This is a genomic window from Candidatus Nitrospira allomarina (assembly GCF_032050975.1).
In the GTDB taxonomy this organism is placed as follows: domain Bacteria; phylum Nitrospirota; class Nitrospiria; order Nitrospirales; family UBA8639; genus Nitrospira_E; species Nitrospira_E allomarina.
The window spans coordinates 819,381-837,925 of record NZ_CP116967.1; the positions used below are offsets into that span (position 1 = coordinate 819,381).

Sequence of the window (18,545 nt, forward strand, 5' to 3'; positions counted from 1 at the left end):
TTCTGTTTTTAAATCCGAAATGAGGGATTATAGCAAATTTGGTACCTTCATTGTGACGGGGGTCTCTCTTCGGTTTCAACCAGATCCAACTCGATAAAAATCTGCCTCTTGATTTCCTCGGCCTCACGCTCAACTACCTCATCAGTTTCAGCAATGAGAGCGTCCCCTGAAACTTGGATATTTTCCTGCTTGATTCCCTGCTGAATAAAGGCATGAAGCTTGTGAAAGCACAGCAACTGCACCAATAAATCATGGCTTTTTTCTCGATAGCTTCCCTGCTTTTCAACTGAAACGCCCCTCAGAACGACTTCCAACCATGACGAATGCTGAAGAATTCCTTCGAGCCTTTCTACTTGGTTCCTTTTCATTACCACCTCGACTTGTACCCCACCTTTCCAGCTGCGTTTTTTGACATTAAACACACAGTGTACAGAATCTGAGGCACCTTCAACGGCTTCAGGGCCGTAAAACAGCGTAATGCGAAAAAGGGGAATTTGGGGCGGTGAAAGTAATGACATCCGTGATCTACTCGTTTCTTTACAAAGGGCACAACAAAAAATGAAGAGTATGCAAAACTTGGCTTGGGCCTAGTGTTCCAAGCCTACCGCATTTAGGTTGACACTCGTCAATCTTGAAAGATAGAGTCTTTTAAGTCTTAAATTTTCACAGTCCTAAATGGAGAGGTTTTACCTATGTTCGGAACCATGGGGTTCTCTGAACTCATGATCATTCTGGTGATCATCCTGATTATTTTCGGGGCAGGTCGGCTCCCGCAAATCGGAGAAGGTGTGGGGAAAGCCTTAAAAGGCTTTAAAAAAGAAGTCGCCGATATACCCTCACCAGTGGACCCAAATGAGCCACTACCCAACACACTGACAGAGCCAGGACAGGCGCAATCCCAGTCAACTACCCCTGTGGGCACTCCGACCAATCAGCCATTTCAGCCTGGTCCTGAACAAACCCCGGGAACCACTGCGGCATTACTTTATAAGGGGGCAGGGCCTGAGGTAGTCCAACCTTCATCTCAACCTGTCGGGGCTTCCAGTCCTCCTCAAGCCACGACGACTCCTTCTCCCCCCCCACCGATGTCGATGGAAGATAGACAAGCGCAACCAGCCCCCATGGCTTCCAGGCAATATCCCGCTCTCCCGGCTGGCGCACAAGCGAAGCCCGTGCTGAAGCGACCTGCAGCTGTTGTGAATAAACAAGCTGTGGCCCGTGTCCAAGCTCAACAAGCCGCAATGAAAGCCCAAACTTCCCAGCAATCCGGATTAGCTCCCCGAGATATGCAATCTCTGGGAGAAGGTCTTGGAAGTGCCGTACGTACCTTCCGGGATGCCGCGGCAGATATTAAAAATTCGATCGATCCTCAAATGCGCACCATTCAAGCGGAACTGGAGTCGGCCGAAAAAGAGATGCAAGACTCCATTGAAGTAGCCAAAGAGCCTCTAACTCCCAAAGAACCCTCTGGATCTGCATAAGCCTTTCTTGCTCACGTTCTCTACCAATTCTGCTACCATTATTGGAGCAATGTGTTTCTTTGGACTCGTTGGTTGTGTCATTGAATCCCCACCTGAATCAGCTGAAACCGTCACCGCACGACTTATTCCACTTCTGACGGATACTCAGACTGATACTAGACGAACCGCAGCCTTATCACTTGGGAAAATTGGCGACCCTCAGGGCATTCCAGCCCTTGTTCTCGCCTTATCGGATCCAGATGATCAGGTTAGACAGTCAAGTGCTTGGGCCTTGGGAGCGATGGCCGATTCACTATCAGACCAAGCTTTAGTTGCATTAGTTCAGCACCTTACGGACCCTTCCGATTCAGTTAAACAGGCTGTGGTATTGGCCTTGGGTCGGACAGCCGTGCAGAAGGAATTAATACAAGTATTAACTGAAGCCTACGCTATTTCCACCATTGAAACTCAAAGAACCATAATCCAATCTCTTGCTCACTTTGATTTTCCATTTTCCTATTCCGTGTACCTTCAAGCTCTGGAAAGTCCGGATTCTCTCACTCGACAATCTGCAATTGCAGGGCTCGGTGAATTAGGCGACCCCCGGGGACTCCCGTTGTTACGCACCCATCTTCTCCAGGATCCAAGCGTGGGTGTCCGATCGGAAGCCGCATATCGTTTGGGCAAATTGGGAACCAGCGCGGATGTGCTGGCGCTGAAGCAAGCCATGGAAACAGACCCGACTCCCAATGTGCATTTTTGGGCCTCCTGGGCCCTTAACCAAATTGGTCAAAGTACTTAATCTCCGCGAATTTTCTTCGGCATCATAATTCACCTTCCGCGCTGATTTCCGTCCAACTACCACCCTAGATCAAAATTTTTCCATGTACTATGCGTTTGATTGAATACTCGAGATAAAATCATTACAATTCGCCTTCTTTTTCTCCATGAGAAAAAAAATGAAGAAAATAAAAATTGATATGACCGTAGGCCTTTTGGCAATTCTGACAAGCCTGAGTTGCGCTTCCGCACCGGTGAAATGGTTCAAGCCCGGTACCTCGCAGGCAACCTTTTCCAAGGATAAGTCTGATTGCGAAGAAGCCTTGTTTTCAACAGGAACCACTCAAAGGACCAAAGAAGTTTATTCCTTAGAAGGGTGTTTGGAGGCAAAGGGTTATACAGCCATCCCGCTTTCTTCTCAATAACGAAAAAACCAAAAATTGATTTTATAAAGATCCTGGGGAGGATAAATTCTGGAGCTTTCGTTATTAAGAAAACGGCTAGTTTCTTAGGGGGGTGGACAATGTGTCGTTCTGATCATTTAAAATGAGGGGAAATCGTTCATGTGTTAGGAATCGTTTGAACAAGCGAACGAGAACATGAAAAAAGTTCTTTTAGTGGATGATGATCTCAATGCTCGTGAGGCTCTTCGCTTAGTCCTGGAATCTCAGAAATTGGAATGTATTGAGGTTGGTAATGGATCAGAAGCCATCGCTTGGCTATCCAACAACCGGGCGGACCTGATTATCTCCGACAATCAAATGCCGGTTCTGGCAGGCCTGGATTTTATTGATCAAATCAAATTGCAAGCAAACGATCCCATCCAAATCCCCGTCATCTTACTTAGTGGGCATCTCGACGACCAGGATAAACAGCGTGCGCGTCAGGCAGGAGTCTTTGCTATCCTGGATAAACCCTGCAACTTTAGCCAATTCCTGTCCATGGTTCAGCTTGCATTGGACCAATAAGTCTTGTCTTAGTCCCCCTGGTCCTCTCCTTCAAGAGCGTTCCTCTCAAATCCTCCTATTAAAAACTCTTCCGTATCTCTAACTTTTCCTTCTATGTGCTCATCGGCTAATCCATTTGCGGTATTTCATCATTAACCCTTTTCTCGATATCTCTTCACTAGGGTGATGGATCTACTACCACCCTACAAAAATCCTTTCCCCATATTGGGAAGTGATCGACCGAAGATATCGAAAAAATTCTCGTTAAACTCTCGCTTTAACAAAAGGAGTGTTCTCATGCTGAAAATATTCGGAGGAATGATTATTGGTTCTCTCATGACCATGATGCTCTTTGGAGGGGTATCTGCTGCAGACAAAGTTCTGGCGAATGGGCAAACCTTATTTTTTGACCAGATCCACCGACCAGACACCACCACCACACTTCTACTACTGGTCTTTTTAAGTATTTTCCTTGCTTCTCTGACTCTATGGCCTGCCAAGCCTGTTTTGGACACAAAGAAGATTACCAAACAATTGCGCCGGCACTGTTAAAAATCAGAATTTTTCAATCCCAAGACAACAAAGCAGCCGTGAGAGAAACTACTTGAAGGGGAGCATAATGCGGACTGAGACAGTCAAGTCGACTACCAGACATTGATGCCGATAATACTATCATTTTGTGAGCCAACGGATCTGTATTGAAATACATCTGTTTCTCAATGGGTATTTCATTTGTTTTTCCAGTGAAACCTAAAAAGGGTGGCTGAATGGCCTCGACACGTTCATGCTTCAAAATCCTGAGCATGAATGGATCGGAAAAGGCTTTTGGGCAATAACGGTGTCGGAAACGATAACTGAAGGTGAACGTGACGCACGAATACCATTTCAGGGGTAAAACATTTATGACATTTTTCTGATTTTATCGTTTCTGCGCCGCCTCCACATAGAATATTTCAGAAGAGATACTGCCATGATTTATCTATTCCGGTTGGCCCCAAAAAGCGTTAATTTATATCCAAAAAGTCCGAAGCTGATGAATCCAAGATTTTCCAATAAATATATCCTACCCCATACTTCTCCATTAGTCTTCCAGAACATTTTGACGGAGGAGGACAAACAATCATAGGAAACTCCCTCTATTTAAATGAAAGATATCGTGGAACCTCAGAGCCGCGACAGTGAATTCCGAAATCACGAGCAGTCGCACATAGCATCACCCGGAGTCTGAACCAAATGGGGCGATTTTTTCTTTCCACGAAATCTGATGGAAAACTCGCCGTCGGAGGAGAAGTCAATATTGGCACCTACTTCTCTTGTCCCAGGTAATCCACAAGGCACATTACAAAAAGCTCAGCAAATCGGTGCGGCAGCCCTAGTACCAGTAGGTTCCTCATCCCAGGATCGGGCGGTGGCCTTGTCAGCCAATGCCTTTGAAGCAGCAGCCCGCCAGGAACTGCAACGAAAAACCAAACAATGTTTTTCCCTCTCATATTGATCTGTTCGTTTATAAGTACATTAGTTTAATCACTCGCTCTTAAAGCTGGGCATACCTTTCCACTCCCAAGAATCTCTTGCCCATCGTCTTCTCCACATTGAATAAACTCCTTCGCTCTCATAAAAACACCTTTCACAAGCCTATACTGAAAATTATGATCCCAATAAGCTCAGGGTACCATTACCAAGGAAGTTGGCAACGGACTTGCTCAATCGTATTTTCAATACAAAGCAGAGCCAGAATAGGGATATAAAAACACAACCAAGCACACCCAATTATATGGAAACGACATCAAACGTTGGCCACGGGCAATATCTCAAAATGATGGAGATGCGAAGACGTATGAACATTGTGGAAAAAATGAAACATGACTGGAACGAACGGGCTCAACACCATGCCAGATTTTGGATTGCCACCGAGGATTACCGCACAGAAGAGAAATTCGCTCAATCGGGAAATGACACTGCCCAGGCTCTGTTGGCAACCATTCCTGTTCCTCCCTTACCGTCGTGGAAAGTCCTGGACATCGGATGCGGCATTGGCAGAGTCCTTAAAGCCCTCGCCTCCCATTTTGATTATTTAGTTGGAGTCGATGTCTCCTCCGCAATGATTGCCCAGAGTAAACAATGGTTAGCCGACGATCCTCATGTTCACACGTATGAAACCTCTGGAGTGGATCTTCAAGAATTTCCTCACTCCTCCTTTGATCTGGTCTATTCCTATGTCACATTTCAGCATATGCCCCGTCCTGTATTTGAACGTTATCTGGGAGAAATCCATCGCGTCCTGACTCTTCATGGCTATCTGGCCTTTCAACTGCCCATAGGCCATTTTCATGATGTTCCTTTCGAGGACACCATTGGAATCCGGTCGTATTCCCATCAGGAAATTGAAGAAAGCCTTCGGCGGAACGGCTTAGACTTCCTTAAGTACCCATCATCCAGTTCCGAATTCTTAGAAATGTCTGATCCGCATAGTCACCGTTTCCGGTTGGCACAAAAGATCGGTCCAATAGGCCCCACTGTCTCAATGGACTGGGACGAATTGGAACAACCGCACTTTGTCTCTGAATTGGAAAACCATCTTTATGGCATTTATGCCGAAAATTGCGCATACTCCGGCGACTATCAGGAAGGAATTCAGACGCTGCAAACTATGATCAATAAGAATCCCGCAACTCTGGAAGGAAGATTACGGTTGGCAGCATTATTGATCGAGACGGGACAACTCCCACAAGCTTTGGTTACCATAAAAGAAATCATCACCATCCATCCTGGATATAAAGAAGGCCATCGAACGCTCAGGCAACTTCTCGAGAAATGTCCGAATCTACATCCTTCTAAGATTCCTTCTCTCTCCACAGCCAGCAAATACTCTCCTGCCCACACATCACGAAATACTCCTGCGTTAGCAAACAGGGAATATTCGACCACCTAAAGTCTGAATAAAATACACTATCCACCGGCCTCTATTCAGCCAACCCTAGGTTATCAACATGCATGTGTAAATTTTGGCTTTCTAATAGCCTTTCTTTTGTTATAATCATGTTCACGGGTCGTAAATCTAATCCTTTATCTTTCACTACCAAACTAGGAGGAAAGCATGGCAGAAAAACCATGGGTATTGGTGTCAACATTTTTTCTGGTCATGGGAATGTCGGGCGTTGCATTTGGGAATCCGCCAAACAATGGCCCTGGGTGCGGGTTAGGGAAACTCGCGTGGGAAGATTCCAGCCAAAAGGAAAGCATTGGTGGCCAGGTCTTGATGGCCACAACCAACGGCACTTTTGGGTCTCAAACATTTGGAATCAGTTCGGGCACTTCCGGATGCACCAATGATGGGAAAATTTTTGCCTCAGAAAAAGTGAATGTCTTCGCGGCTGTTAATTTTGACAATTTGGCTCAAGAAATGGCTCAAGGAGAAGGCGAACATCTCACGTCATTGGCCACACTAATGGGTATTCCTGTCGTCCAACAACCTGCGTTCTTTGCCATGACCCAAGAGAAATACACCACTCTCGTGCAGGAGGGTGAAACCTCTCCAAAGGCGGTGGTAAAAGCCATTCACGAAGCCATGGTCGACCATCCCGTTTTAGCTCAAGTCACGACATCGAAGTAAATTATTTCAGGCTCCGGCTGGTAAAGCCGGAGCCTCTCTTTTCATTACCTTCCTGACATGTGGTAAATATTCTTATTCTTTTTCTTGCGCTTCTGCTCCTTCCCTCTGAGCTCAAGGCGCAAGCGCCTCCTTCTCCCTATCTGCATGGACTTCTTCAACAAGCCATCACGGAGAAAATTCACCAGGACCGTTACTGGCATCTTTTACTCCATTACCGGAAAAATCCTTTTGGTGGCCATACCAGCGAAGTCGATGATCCGGGGTTTTTCCTCTCACCATATGGGAAAACCGATCCAGAAGCTGAATTACATGCCACACTGACACATTTTTTTTCTGAGACATTAGTTGGTCGCTCCAAACAGCCGGCACAATGTGCTTTTATTGCCCGGTATCATTGGCTGAAAGAAAAACTGCACTTTCACTCTAAGCTTCTTCCTCATCCATGTGAACGTTTTGTCAGTTGGCTTAGTGAATTGAATCCGGCCTCGATTACCTTTATTTTTCCTTCCGCCTATATGGATAACCCGGCCTCCATGTTCGGGCATTCATTTTTACGAGTGGATCAAAAAGGCCAAACTGCAGAAACGAATATTTTAGCGTATACGATTAACTATGCCGCGGAGGTCCCGCCGGATGCGGGGATTGAATTCGCATATAAAGGAATTTTTGGAGGATACAAGGGGTTCTTTTCGACCATTCCCTATTACATGAAGGTCAAAGAATACCGGGATCTTGAGAATAGAGACATCTGGGAATATCGATTGAATTTTTCACAGGAGCAATATCACAGGTTGCTCATGCATGCGTGGGAATTAGGGAATGCCTATTTCGACTATTACTTCTTTAAAGAAAATTGTGCGTACCACATTCTCTCACTCTTGGAAGTGGCCGATCCCAATCTCCACCTAACTGACCAATTTCACTTTGCGACGATTCCTGCCGATACCATTCGCCTTCTTACTCGACAGAAAGGATTGGTTCAAAAAATTTCTTATCGTCCCGCCCGTAGTACCCTCCTCAAGCGCAAAAGAGAAGCATTAACAAAAGAAGAAGCCAACCTGGTCCGAAATCTCGTTCAGGAACCTCAGACGATAAGCCAATTCGAATTTCTTCAATTACCACAAAACCGGAAAGTCTTCCTTCTGGATTTTGCTTCAGACGTCTTGCGCTATAAAGGGGTAACCGATCAAGAAAACGTTGAAGGCTATAAGGCCAAAAATCGATCTATTCTCGTGGCACGCAGTCACATTCCCATCCCATCTGTCCCCTTTCCGGTGGAACCATTTTCCCTTTCTCCCGAACAGGGACACCAAACGATCAGAGTCGGAGGTGGAGTCGGATGGCGAAACCATAAAATATTCGAAGAAATCAACTTCCGAGGCGCCTATCACGATCTCCTGGACCCAGACCCAGGATACACCCAGGATGCCCAAATAGAATTACTTGATTTGCGGCTGAGGCATTATCAGCCCCAAAACCAATTTCGAGTGGAACGATTCACCTTTGCCAATATTCTCTCCTTGGCTCCCATTGATTCGTTGTTTACTTCACCATCATGGAAAATCAATATCGGAATGAACACCGTCAAGACATCGACTTGTGACCTTTGTTCCAATGGGAATGCCAATGCAGGAATAGGTGGAGCCCTGGAAACTCAGGTATTTCAACGGGAAGTCTTTTTTCTTTTTGGGGAGATGGATGCCAACATCAGTGGCGGATACAAAGAAAATCACCGGGTGGGGGGAGGAGTATCCGGCGGCGTGATGGCCACCATCACTCCGAACTGGAAATGGCTCATGTCAGCAGGATATTTGTATTACCCCCTCGGAGATCGATCGCATGACCTCCCTATTTCTGTGGGTCAACGATGGACATTTGCCAAAAACTTCGCCGTACGCGCCACCTTCACCCACCATGAACATGACAATGAAGTTCTTGCTGTTTTTCACGGGTATTTCTAACTTTTCAAGAGACGAGGGAAGCCAAACCCTTACTTCTCAAACACTTTAACAAAAACATAAAACCCAAGACTAAAACAAAAAACCAACGCCCCCCAAAAAATATTCACTCCTGAAATTTAAGGAAAGGTCTTTCCAATGGTAATTTGCAGAGAAGTACTTGTATTCCCCAAATACAAACCACCTTTCAGTAATGATTAGTTGCATGCCTCCCAAAAACTGATATCCAGGAGCCGTTCCTGTTTCAAAACTTTTATCATTTCGACCGGGAATATCGGTATTTCTCAATATTCCATTTGAAAGCCCGCCTCCTATGCCCGCATACGGTCTGAACATGGCCCCTGGATATCGCACTATAAGATTGACCATCGATTGGTGGGTGATAAGGCTGCTCTCACCTTTTGTCGTCCCCAAACTAGTGACTATGGGGAAACGCATAGAATTATTATTTCCAAATGATTCCAATTCAAGGCCAAGATATCCACCGGCAAAATGGGGGAATAACCCTACCTTGAATCCCAAACCAGGACCTCCATTCACCTTCTCGCCTGAAACCACTCGCCCTTTAAACGAAACTCCCTTATTGAAGGGTTGTGAGCCCACACCATAGCCTGCCAGATAAATCTCAATGTCATCCAAAGCCTCCAGGCGACAGGGGAGTGAAATGGCCACAACCCAGGTAAGGAGCACCACAAATTTTATAGAAAAATACAATTCCCTCTCCAAGGAAGTCCTAAACAGAAAATATTTAGAGCGCCAAAAATAATATTCCAGGTACCCTTGCCTACAATGTCAAGACAATTTTCTGGGCAATGAAACTCGCCACTGGTATGCCCAGTCGTTTCGGCCATCAAAATCGTCTGACAAAATGAACAACCCCCCAAACGGCTTGTTGGAGGAAGATGTGGTTGGGACAGGGCGGAGGCAACGTTCAGCATTGACAATGACTACGACATAGAGCCCAAATGCCTTGGGGGTAATCCGGTATACATCCACTTAAAGCGTTCAGCCAATCCAAAAGTTTTGCCTTGGTAAATGGCGCGCATCTTTAAGAGTGTCGGGGACCAAGCTGTGTTTCGAGGAGAACTAACATTCAAAAAAGCTGTGGGACGGGATTCCTATGGCGATTAGGTGTGGTCAGTGGGGAGAGAATTGGCACGTTGTCCAACAGTTCTCCAAGAGCAAGGCAGACCGAGAGAGAAACTTCGTCAGTGAGATCTTGCTAGTATCCCGTGTTTTGGCCACGGGAACCTTATTAAAAAAAAGGCCTCTCCCCTTGAACTGGAAATTGCCTTTCTGACAATGGAGACCTGTATTTCATAATTTGAAAGACTGGCCTAAGCGGTTACAATCACAATTTGAGGGCCAAGGGTTTGGCATACTTTTCCACGAAAAAAAGGGGGATCGTCCTAAAGTATCTTAGGACAATCCCCCCAAAGAATTGAATTTACTAACCGATTACGAACCATGCACGATAGTACACCACTCACCCCAGATTCCAAGAATATTTTTTGCGGAATGATCAACGTAGGTAATCTGAGTTATTCCACCATTCGCCATGGCCTTTTCCTGACTAGCGTCACCTGTCGCAACCATTGCAAGAATTGATGTTGCACAGGCTGTCCCAGTTTTAGTTCCAGCAGGACCATCAGTAACTTGGTTGCCGAATTTGGCTTCAGTATAAGCCCATCCTGCAACGGGTGAGGCTACCCCCATACATCCGGACAAATTGAGTAAACAAAACCCTAAGAAACCAGCCATTAGCAAATTTTTCATTTCCTGCCTCCCATTAAAGTTATTGGATTGTAAACTTTATCCAAGATAATTGTTTTTATTTAAGTAGCGTATTCCCATATTAAAGTCAAGGAAGAATCCATATCCACTAGGATGCAATTACACCTGGATAGGTGCAAATCATCATGACTCGTGGAGGCGTTGACACGCAAAAACTCTCCATCTTGGAGAAGTGTCTAATATGGAGCGCTACTCATTCTTCGACGCAAAATACTCCCTTTTCATAAGACCAGATCGATTTATTCAAATGCCAGGAATTTGGAAATAGGCAGATACCCCTTTCCTCAGCCCACACTTTTTTGCTTAGATGAGGCAGGTGTACAAGACATTCTTTTTCCACCACTATGACCAATTCTAATTTTGAGTGTGCAAATGAGTTTAGAAGACGAATTTTGCGATATCATTAAAAAAGCACGCTTTGGCCAAGGGCTGGGTATTGAGACCCTGGCGGAATTGGCGAAAATGGAGCAGGCCGAGGTGGAGCACCTTGAGAAAGGCCATCGACTTCCGACCAAAGGCGAAATTCAAGGAATTAGCCAGGCCTTACACCTTCGTGTTGGCCCCCTAATAAGCCTGACTTTGGACGGATGGTTACCTCAGCCTCAACCGGAATGGACGACTGCACACGATCTTGTTGAGACCATCAAAGGCAACATTGGCGGGTATGAGGTCAAAGGCTATCTGTTAACGGATCCAGCCACCAAACAGGCCCTCATGATTGATACAGGGTACAATGCCAAGCAAATGCTTGCAAGCATCTCCCGGCGTGATTTGACCTTGATCGGGGTTTGCCTCACCCATGGGCACACGGACCATGCGGGAGGGCTGGAGGAGATTTTGTCTAGATGGCCGGTGCCAGTCTATCTAGGTAATGGAGATTTCGATCTGCTCCCATGGAGACCACCTGACGCCTCCATAAAAATACCAGCCGACCATCAGGTAATTGCCCTGGGAGAGATGACGGTTGAATGTTTGGCCACCCCAGGCCATACCCCTGGAGGATTTTGCTACCTGTTATCGCACAAAGGCCAAACCCTGTGTTTTGTGGGGGATACCCTCTTTTCCGGTTCGGTGGGGCGTTCCAACCCTTTTTCACTGTATCCACAGCATTTGCAATCAGTTCGCCATAGCCTGTTACACTTACCAAAAGACACCGCCTTGTTTCCTGGCCATGGTCCCTCCACAACAGTGACTGAGGAACAAGGGCACAATCCATTTGCCTGATATTGCATGTCAGACCATTTACTGGCTTGGCATTTAATAAGGATGTGTTAATGGATCACGAATCACCTGAACCTTCCACTCCTTCAGAGAATAAGCCAGCTCCCCCACCTTCTCTGCTTAATCCCATTGCCCCCACTGATCCACTGCCTCGGACCAACCCACCTGCTCCCCCGCCTCTAATCAGGCCTATCTCCACAAACGACATGCGTCAAGACCATACAACCCAAACATCCACCCGCAAATTAGATCATTGGCAGTCACTTGAACCTGAACTACTCGAAACTGGAGATGAGGTGGACGAATTCCCTCCTCCAACTCCCAGCGCCTTTTCTCGATGGGGACTTCCTATTTTACTCTTTGGGCTTACCGTATTCACCACACTCTGGGCAGGAGCATTTCAAGTCAACACGAAACCCGTCAATGGGGCATGGGATTTTTTAATGCGCTATCCTGGCTCCTTAGTCAATGGAATCCCCTTTGCGGCAACTCTTTTAGGTATCCTGGTCACCCATGAATTCGGGCATTACCTCCTCTCTCGCATTCATCGTGTGCCTGCGTCCTTACCGCTGTTCATCCCTGGTCCTCCACACTTCATCGGTACTTTTGGGGCCGTGATTCGCATGCGATCGGCCATTATGAATCGGCGGGCCCTTTTTGATATTGGCGTTGCGGGCCCCATTGCCGGTTTTATCGCAGCAGTTGTGGCTATTATAATCGGACTCTCCCTTTCACATATCGTTCCACGATCACAAACGTACGGCTTACAGTTGGGCGAACCACTCCTACTACAATGGTTTGGCTGGCTCATGTTTGGCCCGATTCCACCTACGCACGATATTGTACTCCATCCCATTGCCTTCGCCGCATGGTTCGGATTTTTCGTCACCGCAATTAATTTACTGCCTTTGGGTCAATTGGACGGAGGTCATGTAGCATTTGCAGTGTTAGGCCGTCGGCAACGCTCACTGGCCTTGGGAACGATTCCCATCCTTATTTATTTAGGACTCACGGGTTGGCCTGGCTGGATTCTCTGGGTCGGCCTGGCTAGCCTTGTCGGGATTGGCCACCCCCCGGTCATTGACCCTGACATCGTTTTGGGCAAACACCGCCGATGGGTGGCTTGGGTGGCCTTGGCTATTTTCATTGTGACTTTCGCCCCAGTGCCGTTTTCTGTTGGCTGACCGACATGTTAGCCTTGCCTATGCCCTGGTTGATCACGGAACATCATCCATTTGCTCCATCAGCGATTCCGTACTGGAACTCCCATCCCGACCACGAAAAGGAATCGTGATCTCATGAGTGATTATCAATCCCAATTACGCACCTACATTCAAGATCACCGCGCCAGCTTTGAAGACCTCCTGGGTCAAATGGTGGAAGTGCCATCAGTGAGTTCAGACCCTGAACATGCCCCCGATATGCACCGGATGGCGCAGTTGGCCGTTCAGTATCTGGAACAATTTGGGGCCAAGGCCTCTATTGTGAACACCAGTGGTTTCCCTAGCGTGTTCGGAGAATGGATGGCCGGGCGCCAATACCCCAGCCTGACCATTTACAATCATTTAGACGTCCAACCTGCTCAGGAACCGGAATGGCGGCAGCCTCCCTTTGCCTTTCATAAAGATGGGGATCGGTATTGTGGACGTGGAGCGACGGACGATAAAGGCCCGGCGTTAACCGCCCTCTTTGCTGCAAAATTTGCCAGAGAAGCCGGCATCCCCCTGAACATCCGGGTCCTTTGGGAATTGGAAGAAGAAATTGCCAGCCCGAATTTTTCAGAGGTCCTTCGGAACCGTAAAGCGGTCCCGGCGTCCGATTCAGTTCTGGTGTCTGATACGATTTGGGTAGCCAAGGATCGGCCGGCTCTCTCCTGTGGGCTTCGCGGTTTGTTAGTCGCCAAGTTGGTGCTTCGCACAGGGGAAACCGATATTCATTCCGGTCTCACGGGCGGCGGGGCCCGCAACCCCTTGGCCGAATTATGTGAAGCCGCCTATTCCTGCTTGGACGCGAAAACCGGCCGCGTGAAAATACCAGGATTCTACGATGATGTCGTCCCGCCCACCAGAACCGAACTGAAAAATTTTCTGGCATCAGGATTTCAGGTTCGGCTTTTTAAAGAAGCCTATCAATTGCGATCGCTGCGAACATCCGATCCTCAGGATTTACTCAAACGAATCTGGGCCTCTCCCACCTTTGAAGTGCATGGGTTAGCGGGTGGGCATATGGGCCCAGGCGTAAAAACCATTGTACCGGCCTGGGGTGAACTCAAAGTGAGTATGCGATTAGTTCCCAACCAACATCCCTCAAAAATTTTCCGACTCCTGAAAAAACACCTCCGTACTCGCAATCCTGATATTGAGGTGATTAATGATGGAGAACTGGAACCCTTTCGTGGAATTTCCGATGGCCCGTATGCGGAGGCATTACAAGAAGCGGTAGCCCAGGCCTTTGGACGCCGCCCGGTATTTGTACGGGAAGGTGGATCCATCGGGGCCATTGCAGTGTTACAACGTGCCTGGAAGGTTCCGATTCTGTTTATGGGTCTCAGTCTGCCTGAACATGGGTATCATGCACCGAATGAATATTTCGATTGGAGACAAGCTTCAGGGGGGATACAAGCCTTCGTCCATTACTTCGATCACTTGAGTCGGATGCGATTAGAAAAAACCAAAACCCGATCTAAGCCAATAACAGGCTAAGGTCCAGAAGAAGGAACCTGAGCTGAAGGGAGTTCTTGAAAATGCACGAGGGTTCGGATAAAGGCGAGAATATTGCGCCGTTCATCGGCCGACAACTGATGACTCCAGCCACTCATGGCTGTCCGGGGAACTCCCTCTGCAATAATCTCGAGGAGCTCTGCATCAGTTTTTGCTGAAATGGCTGCTGAAACTAAATTTCCTGGGCGAGGGGCTAACAGGGCTGCCCGTGGCCCATCCCCCCGTCCTTCCGCCCCATGACATTCCAAACAATGAATTCGATAGAGCTCTCGCCCCTGCTCCCCTCCTGGTTGCTCACCCACAGTCCCTAACGGATAGGACAAGCCTAACCCTGAAATAATCAGGCTGTTCAGTAGAACCAGGACACCCATCCATACCAGTCGATTCATGCCTTTAATTGTACTGCGTGAATGGCGTATCTTCAAAATTCGCCCATCAGGCAATATTTAGATGGGAATCCGTGGCAGTTGCAAAAACTCTTTACTGACTGCGCAACAATATCCGGAGCGGAATTCCCTCAAAACCATATTCCGTCCTGATGGAGTTTTCTAGATAACGGAGGTAAGAGGCTGGGACTTTAGGTGCGGATTTGACAAATAGGGCAAAGGTAGGCGGCTTGGTCGCCACCTGAGTAATAAATACGGATTTTTTTGGATTGCCTCTGACCAACGTCATGGGATTTTTTTCCAGGAGTTCCTGAACAAATAGATTCAGCTTACGGGTTTGAATGCGTTTGGAAAAATCGGCCACAACCTGATCAATTTTAGGAAAAAGCCGCGTGAGCGTTTCCGGTTGAATTGCGGCACCAAAGACAACCGGCACATAAGTAAAAAAGGGAAATCGCCGAGCTAATTCAAGATTGTAGGCGGGGTACGCTTCACGGTCCCCTTCCCGCATGTCCCATTTATTTACAAGAATAATACAACCTCGCCCTTGTTTACTGATTAAGCCAGCAATTTTCGTATCTTGTTCTGTGACTCCTTCCACCCCATCCAAAACCAGCACGGCAACATCAGATTGTCCCAACGCTCGAATGGCTCGCACGACACTATAGCCTTCAATCCCACGCTCGATCCGCCCTCTTCGCCGGAGACCTGCCGTATCTGTAAAGATATACTGTCGTCCATGAAGACTGACCATTGAATCAATCGGATCTCGTGTCGTTCCTGGAATATCACTGACAATGAGACGTCGTTCACCGAGAATGGCATTGACCAATGTCGATTTCCCTACATTGGGTCGGCCAACTACCGCGATTCGTGGGGTCTCTTGTTGGACCTCATTCTCCGTGGCATAAGGAAGATAGGGCAAAAGGGCTTCAAGTAGTTCATCCACCCCTAATCCTCCCTCAGCCGAAATAGGAAAAATCGTCTTTATCCCTAATTTGTAGAAATCGGCCAAGAGTGGTTCAGCCTGAGGAGTATCAATCTTGTTGATCGCCAGAAAAACCGGCTTTTTCACCGGTCGCAACAGCTTAACAAGATCGGCATCCAACGGAGACAACCCCACCCGACCATCCATGACAGCAATAATGAGATCCGCTTCTTCAATAGCCGCTTGGGTTTGAAATTTGATCTGCTCTACAATGACATCGTCGGTAGTCAGATCCAGTCCACCGGTGTCGACCAACGTGAATATCCGGTTCTGATAATCGCACTCTGCGGTGTTTCTATCCCGAGTGACTCCGGAAACATCATCGACAATTGCAGTACGGTGACCGACAATTCGATTGAACAGCGTGGATTTTCCTACATTTGGTCGTCCCACTAGGGCAACCAAAGGCTTGTAGACTTTGGGATCTGGGAGAACTTCGACAGGCAAGTCTGACGGACATGGTGGCGATTCAAGAGATGGTCTGATGCGAGAGCGAGGTGTGCGAGAACGGGAAAATCGAGTCATTGGACAGCATATTCGGCTAAGGGTGGTCAAACTGGTAGGAAAATTCGTTTTTGGACGTCAGGTCGTCTACCAGATCAACAAGACGATTAATCGAAAGAGCCCGTCAAGTGATAGCCTGGATAAAGCCCCCCAGTCAACTACCGTCGGATAGGGCTTCATTAAGGCATCCATGCGAATAATTTTTCAATCGGGTCACAACTATGACGGGTATGCGATAATGTTAGGTATTTTTTGTAATGCACCAGCCATCTGCACCGGTGAATTCAATTTTTGAAAAGGCTCAGAGATTGAGGCAGAGAAAAAGGCTGGGACAATCGATTAAAACAGTGAGTTACACATGGAGATGTTTCATCGCTGCTGCACAAAGAATAATAAATACTCCCATCCACAATGCTACACGCTGAAATGGAACCGGCTCTATGGCCATTTCTTCCAATTCCTCGCTTGTCTCACCTCCTGTAGGTTCATTTTTAAATATTATGGTGTACAGAAAAATGGTCAAAATTCCTAGCACCAACGCCAATTTTATGAAAAAGACTGTGAGGTATTTTGCATGATGGGCGACGTTTTCCCCCGACTGCATGACCATCCCCTCACTCACATAGTGGAGATTGACTCCTCCAGTGAAAAGGATGACCACCAAAAGAATCCCCACCACCCGTTTATATTGCCGATAGAAGGTTTCAGATATTGGTCGGATAAATTGTTTCGGGACAGCAGTTTTGAGACTGGGCGTCACAGCCATCACAAGAAAAGCCAGACCTCCAATCCACACCACGGCAGACAGAAGATGCAACCAATGCACCAGAATGGGAATTATCTGATTAAGGTCGGTGAGAACTCCGAGGAGGGATTCCATTAGAACTTAAACACAGGTTTTTCATTCCCGAACCGACGCTTCCGAAGTTCTTCCATTAATTCAATCGTCACAGTTGGAAGACCTTGTTCGGCGGCATGACGCTCGACGCCTTTTTTAACCATCGCCCGTAGAAAGTAGGGAATGCGACTGAGCCGTTCTTCCGCAGCAGCTTCCCATTCCACAGACGAGACTTCCGGAACATTGAAAGCCACTTTTATTTTCTCTCCCCCTTTGGGAGTGTATAGACACCATTCGTCCTCATCCATCGCATCCCCGTGGTCCACGTAGGGACGAGCACGACACCCTCCGCAAATTTCACTGTATTCGCAATCTCCGCATTTGCCCTTAAGGTGTGGATAACGAAAGGAATTGAAAACTTCCGAATTTTCCCATAAATCGACAAAACTGGTCTGGCGGATGTTTCCTGCGGACAAGGGCATATATGGGCAAGGCGTGAGGTCACCGTTGGGCGTCACCCGCGCATAGTTAGTCCCTGCCAGACATCCCCCTCCCATGTAGCCCTGGGCTTTGGTGATGGGAGAATTTGGGTCCTTTTCATAGGCCAGGCGTTTAAAATGTGGGGCACAACGTGCCCGAACCAACATGTCCTGGTATTTATCTTGGCTCTCCACCAAATAGCTCAAAACCTCTTCATATTGTGAAGGAGTGATGTCGGTGAGCTCTTCACCTCGTCCTGTGCACACCATGAAAAAGACATTCAGGACTTTAGCCCCCAAATCGTGTGACCAATCGATTACGGCTGGCAATTCTTTGTAGTTCATGGGCTGTGCACTGAAGTGTACTTGGAATTGAAGGCCATTTCGTTTGCAGGCCTCAATACCAGCCATAGCTCCTTCCCATGCACCAGGTAAACCTCTAAACGCATTGTGTGTTGCTGGATCCAGGGAATCAATACTAATTCCTACACCCATCACACCAATGTCTACCATGGCTTTCGCCATTTTGTCGTCAATCAGCATTCCATTCGTGCCGAATACGACCATAAATCGCTGTTCAACTGCATGACGAGCGATTTCAAGAATATCGGGACGGACCAACGGCTCTCCTCCGGTAATCACAAGAAGGCTACCGGCATTGACTTGGGCAATCTGATCAATAAGACGGAAACATTCCTCTGTCGTCAATTCATCATGCCCACCGCCCATTTTTGTCGTGGCATCCAGGTAACAATGTTCGCACTTGAGATTGCATCGCTTGGTTAAATTGAGAGCCACCAGGTAGGGCTTAAAATCATCCACAGTTCGGCCGTCTCCAGGCCCTCCTGAATCTGGAC

Annotated in this window: 20 protein-coding genes; 13 read left to right on the plus strand and 7 right to left on the minus strand. The window is 47.4% G+C overall.

Annotated elements, in window-relative coordinates:
• Positions 1-47 precede the first annotated feature (47 nt).
• Complete coding sequence (locus tag PP769_RS03515; RefSeq protein ID WP_312645262.1) at positions 48-518, minus strand: PH domain-containing protein; 471 nt, start codon at positions 516-518, stop codon at positions 48-50.
• Between the two features lie 174 nt (positions 519-692).
• On the opposite strand from PP769_RS03515, the gene tatA reads away from it, so the two are divergent.
• From tatA to PP769_RS03560, 9 genes are all read left to right on the plus strand, one after another.
• A complete protein-coding gene (gene tatA / locus PP769_RS03520) occupies positions 693-1,481 on the plus strand; it encodes a twin-arginine translocase TatA/TatE family subunit (RefSeq protein ID WP_312645264.1) in 789 nt (262 codons plus the stop codon).
• 7 nt (positions 1,482-1,488) lie between these two features.
• The gene (locus PP769_RS03525; protein ID WP_312645266.1) at positions 1,489-2,262 is read left to right on the plus strand and encodes a HEAT repeat domain-containing protein; all 774 of its coding nucleotides are present in this window, start codon (positions 1,489-1,491) and stop codon (positions 2,260-2,262) included.
• Between the two features lie 157 nt (positions 2,263-2,419).
• Entirely contained in the window at positions 2,420-2,665 is a 246-nt protein-coding gene (locus PP769_RS03530) for a hypothetical protein (protein ID WP_312645268.1), read from the plus strand.
• A gap of 174 nt (positions 2,666-2,839) precedes the next feature.
• Positions 2,840-3,208 (plus strand): response regulator, encoded by a 369-nt coding sequence (locus PP769_RS03535; protein WP_312645270.1) that lies wholly within the window; start codon positions 2,840-2,842, stop codon positions 3,206-3,208.
• 276 nt (positions 3,209-3,484) lie between these two features.
• Positions 3,485-3,739, plus strand: coding sequence for a hypothetical protein (locus tag PP769_RS03540; RefSeq protein WP_312645272.1), 255 nt, complete (start codon positions 3,485-3,487; stop codon positions 3,737-3,739).
• Positions 3,740-4,484: 745 nt separating this feature from the next.
• Positions 4,485-4,682 (plus strand): putative metalloprotease CJM1_0395 family protein, encoded by a 198-nt coding sequence (locus tag PP769_RS03545; RefSeq protein WP_312645274.1) that lies wholly within the window; start codon positions 4,485-4,487, stop codon positions 4,680-4,682.
• A gap of 342 nt (positions 4,683-5,024) precedes the next feature.
• Positions 5,025-6,119 (plus strand): methyltransferase domain-containing protein, encoded by a 1,095-nt coding sequence (locus PP769_RS03550; protein WP_312645276.1) that lies wholly within the window; start codon positions 5,025-5,027, stop codon positions 6,117-6,119.
• Positions 6,120-6,284: 165 nt separating this feature from the next.
• On the plus strand, positions 6,285-6,800 hold the full coding sequence (locus PP769_RS03555; protein WP_312645278.1) for a DUF3015 domain-containing protein: 516 nt from the start codon (positions 6,285-6,287) through the stop codon (positions 6,798-6,800).
• A 59-nt stretch (positions 6,801-6,859) separates the two neighbouring features.
• Complete coding sequence (locus PP769_RS03560) at positions 6,860-8,761, plus strand: Lnb N-terminal periplasmic domain-containing protein (RefSeq protein ID WP_312645281.1); 1,902 nt, start codon at positions 6,860-6,862, stop codon at positions 8,759-8,761.
• Positions 8,762-8,830: 69 nt separating this feature from the next.
• Here the strand turns inward: PP769_RS03560 and PP769_RS03565 are convergent, their stop codons facing one another.
• Both PP769_RS03565 and PP769_RS03570 read right to left on the minus strand, forming a co-directional pair.
• The gene (locus tag PP769_RS03565) at positions 8,831-9,397 is read right to left on the minus strand and encodes an outer membrane protein (RefSeq protein ID WP_312645283.1); all 567 of its coding nucleotides are present in this window, start codon (positions 9,395-9,397) and stop codon (positions 8,831-8,833) included.
• Positions 9,398-10,216: 819 nt separating this feature from the next.
• Positions 10,217-10,534 (minus strand): TRL-like family protein, encoded by a 318-nt coding sequence (locus tag PP769_RS03570; RefSeq protein ID WP_312645285.1) that lies wholly within the window; start codon positions 10,532-10,534, stop codon positions 10,217-10,219.
• A gap of 390 nt (positions 10,535-10,924) precedes the next feature.
• Between PP769_RS03570 and PP769_RS03575 the strand changes: the two genes are divergently transcribed.
• The 3 genes from PP769_RS03575 to PP769_RS03585 all read left to right on the plus strand — a co-directional run bounded on the left by PP769_RS03575 (position 10,925) and on the right by PP769_RS03585 (position 14,475).
• Positions 10,925-11,776, plus strand: coding sequence for an MBL fold metallo-hydrolase (locus PP769_RS03575; protein WP_312645287.1), 852 nt, complete (start codon positions 10,925-10,927; stop codon positions 11,774-11,776).
• A 50-nt stretch (positions 11,777-11,826) separates the two neighbouring features.
• Positions 11,827-12,957: a site-2 protease family protein gene (locus tag PP769_RS03580; RefSeq protein WP_312645289.1), complete on the plus strand. Its 1,131-nt coding sequence runs from the start codon at positions 11,827-11,829 to the stop codon at positions 12,955-12,957.
• A gap of 114 nt (positions 12,958-13,071) precedes the next feature.
• Positions 13,072-14,475, plus strand: a complete 1,404-nt coding sequence (locus PP769_RS03585) for a M20/M25/M40 family metallo-hydrolase (RefSeq protein ID WP_312645292.1) — start codon at positions 13,072-13,074, stop codon at positions 14,473-14,475.
• On the opposite strand, the gene PP769_RS03590 is transcribed toward PP769_RS03585, so the two are convergent.
• Both PP769_RS03590 and der read right to left on the minus strand, forming a co-directional pair.
• Complete coding sequence (locus tag PP769_RS03590; protein ID WP_312645294.1) at positions 14,472-14,882, minus strand: c-type cytochrome; 411 nt, start codon at positions 14,880-14,882, stop codon at positions 14,472-14,474. The genes PP769_RS03585 and PP769_RS03590 overlap by 4 nt on opposite strands.
• 91 nt (positions 14,883-14,973) lie before the next feature.
• Positions 14,974-16,260, minus strand: a complete 1,287-nt coding sequence (gene der / locus PP769_RS03595) for a ribosome biogenesis GTPase Der (RefSeq protein WP_376753391.1) — start codon at positions 16,258-16,260, stop codon at positions 14,974-14,976.
• A gap of 91 nt (positions 16,261-16,351) precedes the next feature.
• Between der and PP769_RS03600 the strand changes: the two genes are divergently transcribed.
• Positions 16,352-16,543: a hypothetical protein gene (locus PP769_RS03600; RefSeq protein ID WP_312647071.1), complete on the plus strand. Its 192-nt coding sequence runs from the start codon at positions 16,352-16,354 to the stop codon at positions 16,541-16,543.
• A gap of 180 nt (positions 16,544-16,723) precedes the next feature.
• Here PP769_RS03600 and PP769_RS03605 read toward each other — a convergent pair whose 3' ends face one another.
• Both PP769_RS03605 and PP769_RS03610 read right to left on the minus strand, forming a co-directional pair.
• A complete protein-coding gene (locus PP769_RS03605; protein ID WP_312645298.1) occupies positions 16,724-17,251 on the minus strand; it encodes a hypothetical protein in 528 nt (175 codons plus the stop codon).
• Positions 17,251-18,510 (minus strand): radical SAM/SPASM domain-containing protein, encoded by a 1,260-nt coding sequence (locus PP769_RS03610; protein WP_312645301.1) that lies wholly within the window; start codon positions 18,508-18,510, stop codon positions 17,251-17,253. The genes PP769_RS03605 and PP769_RS03610 overlap by 1 nt, the downstream gene beginning before the upstream one ends.
• Between the last annotated feature and the right edge of the window lie 35 nt (positions 18,511-18,545).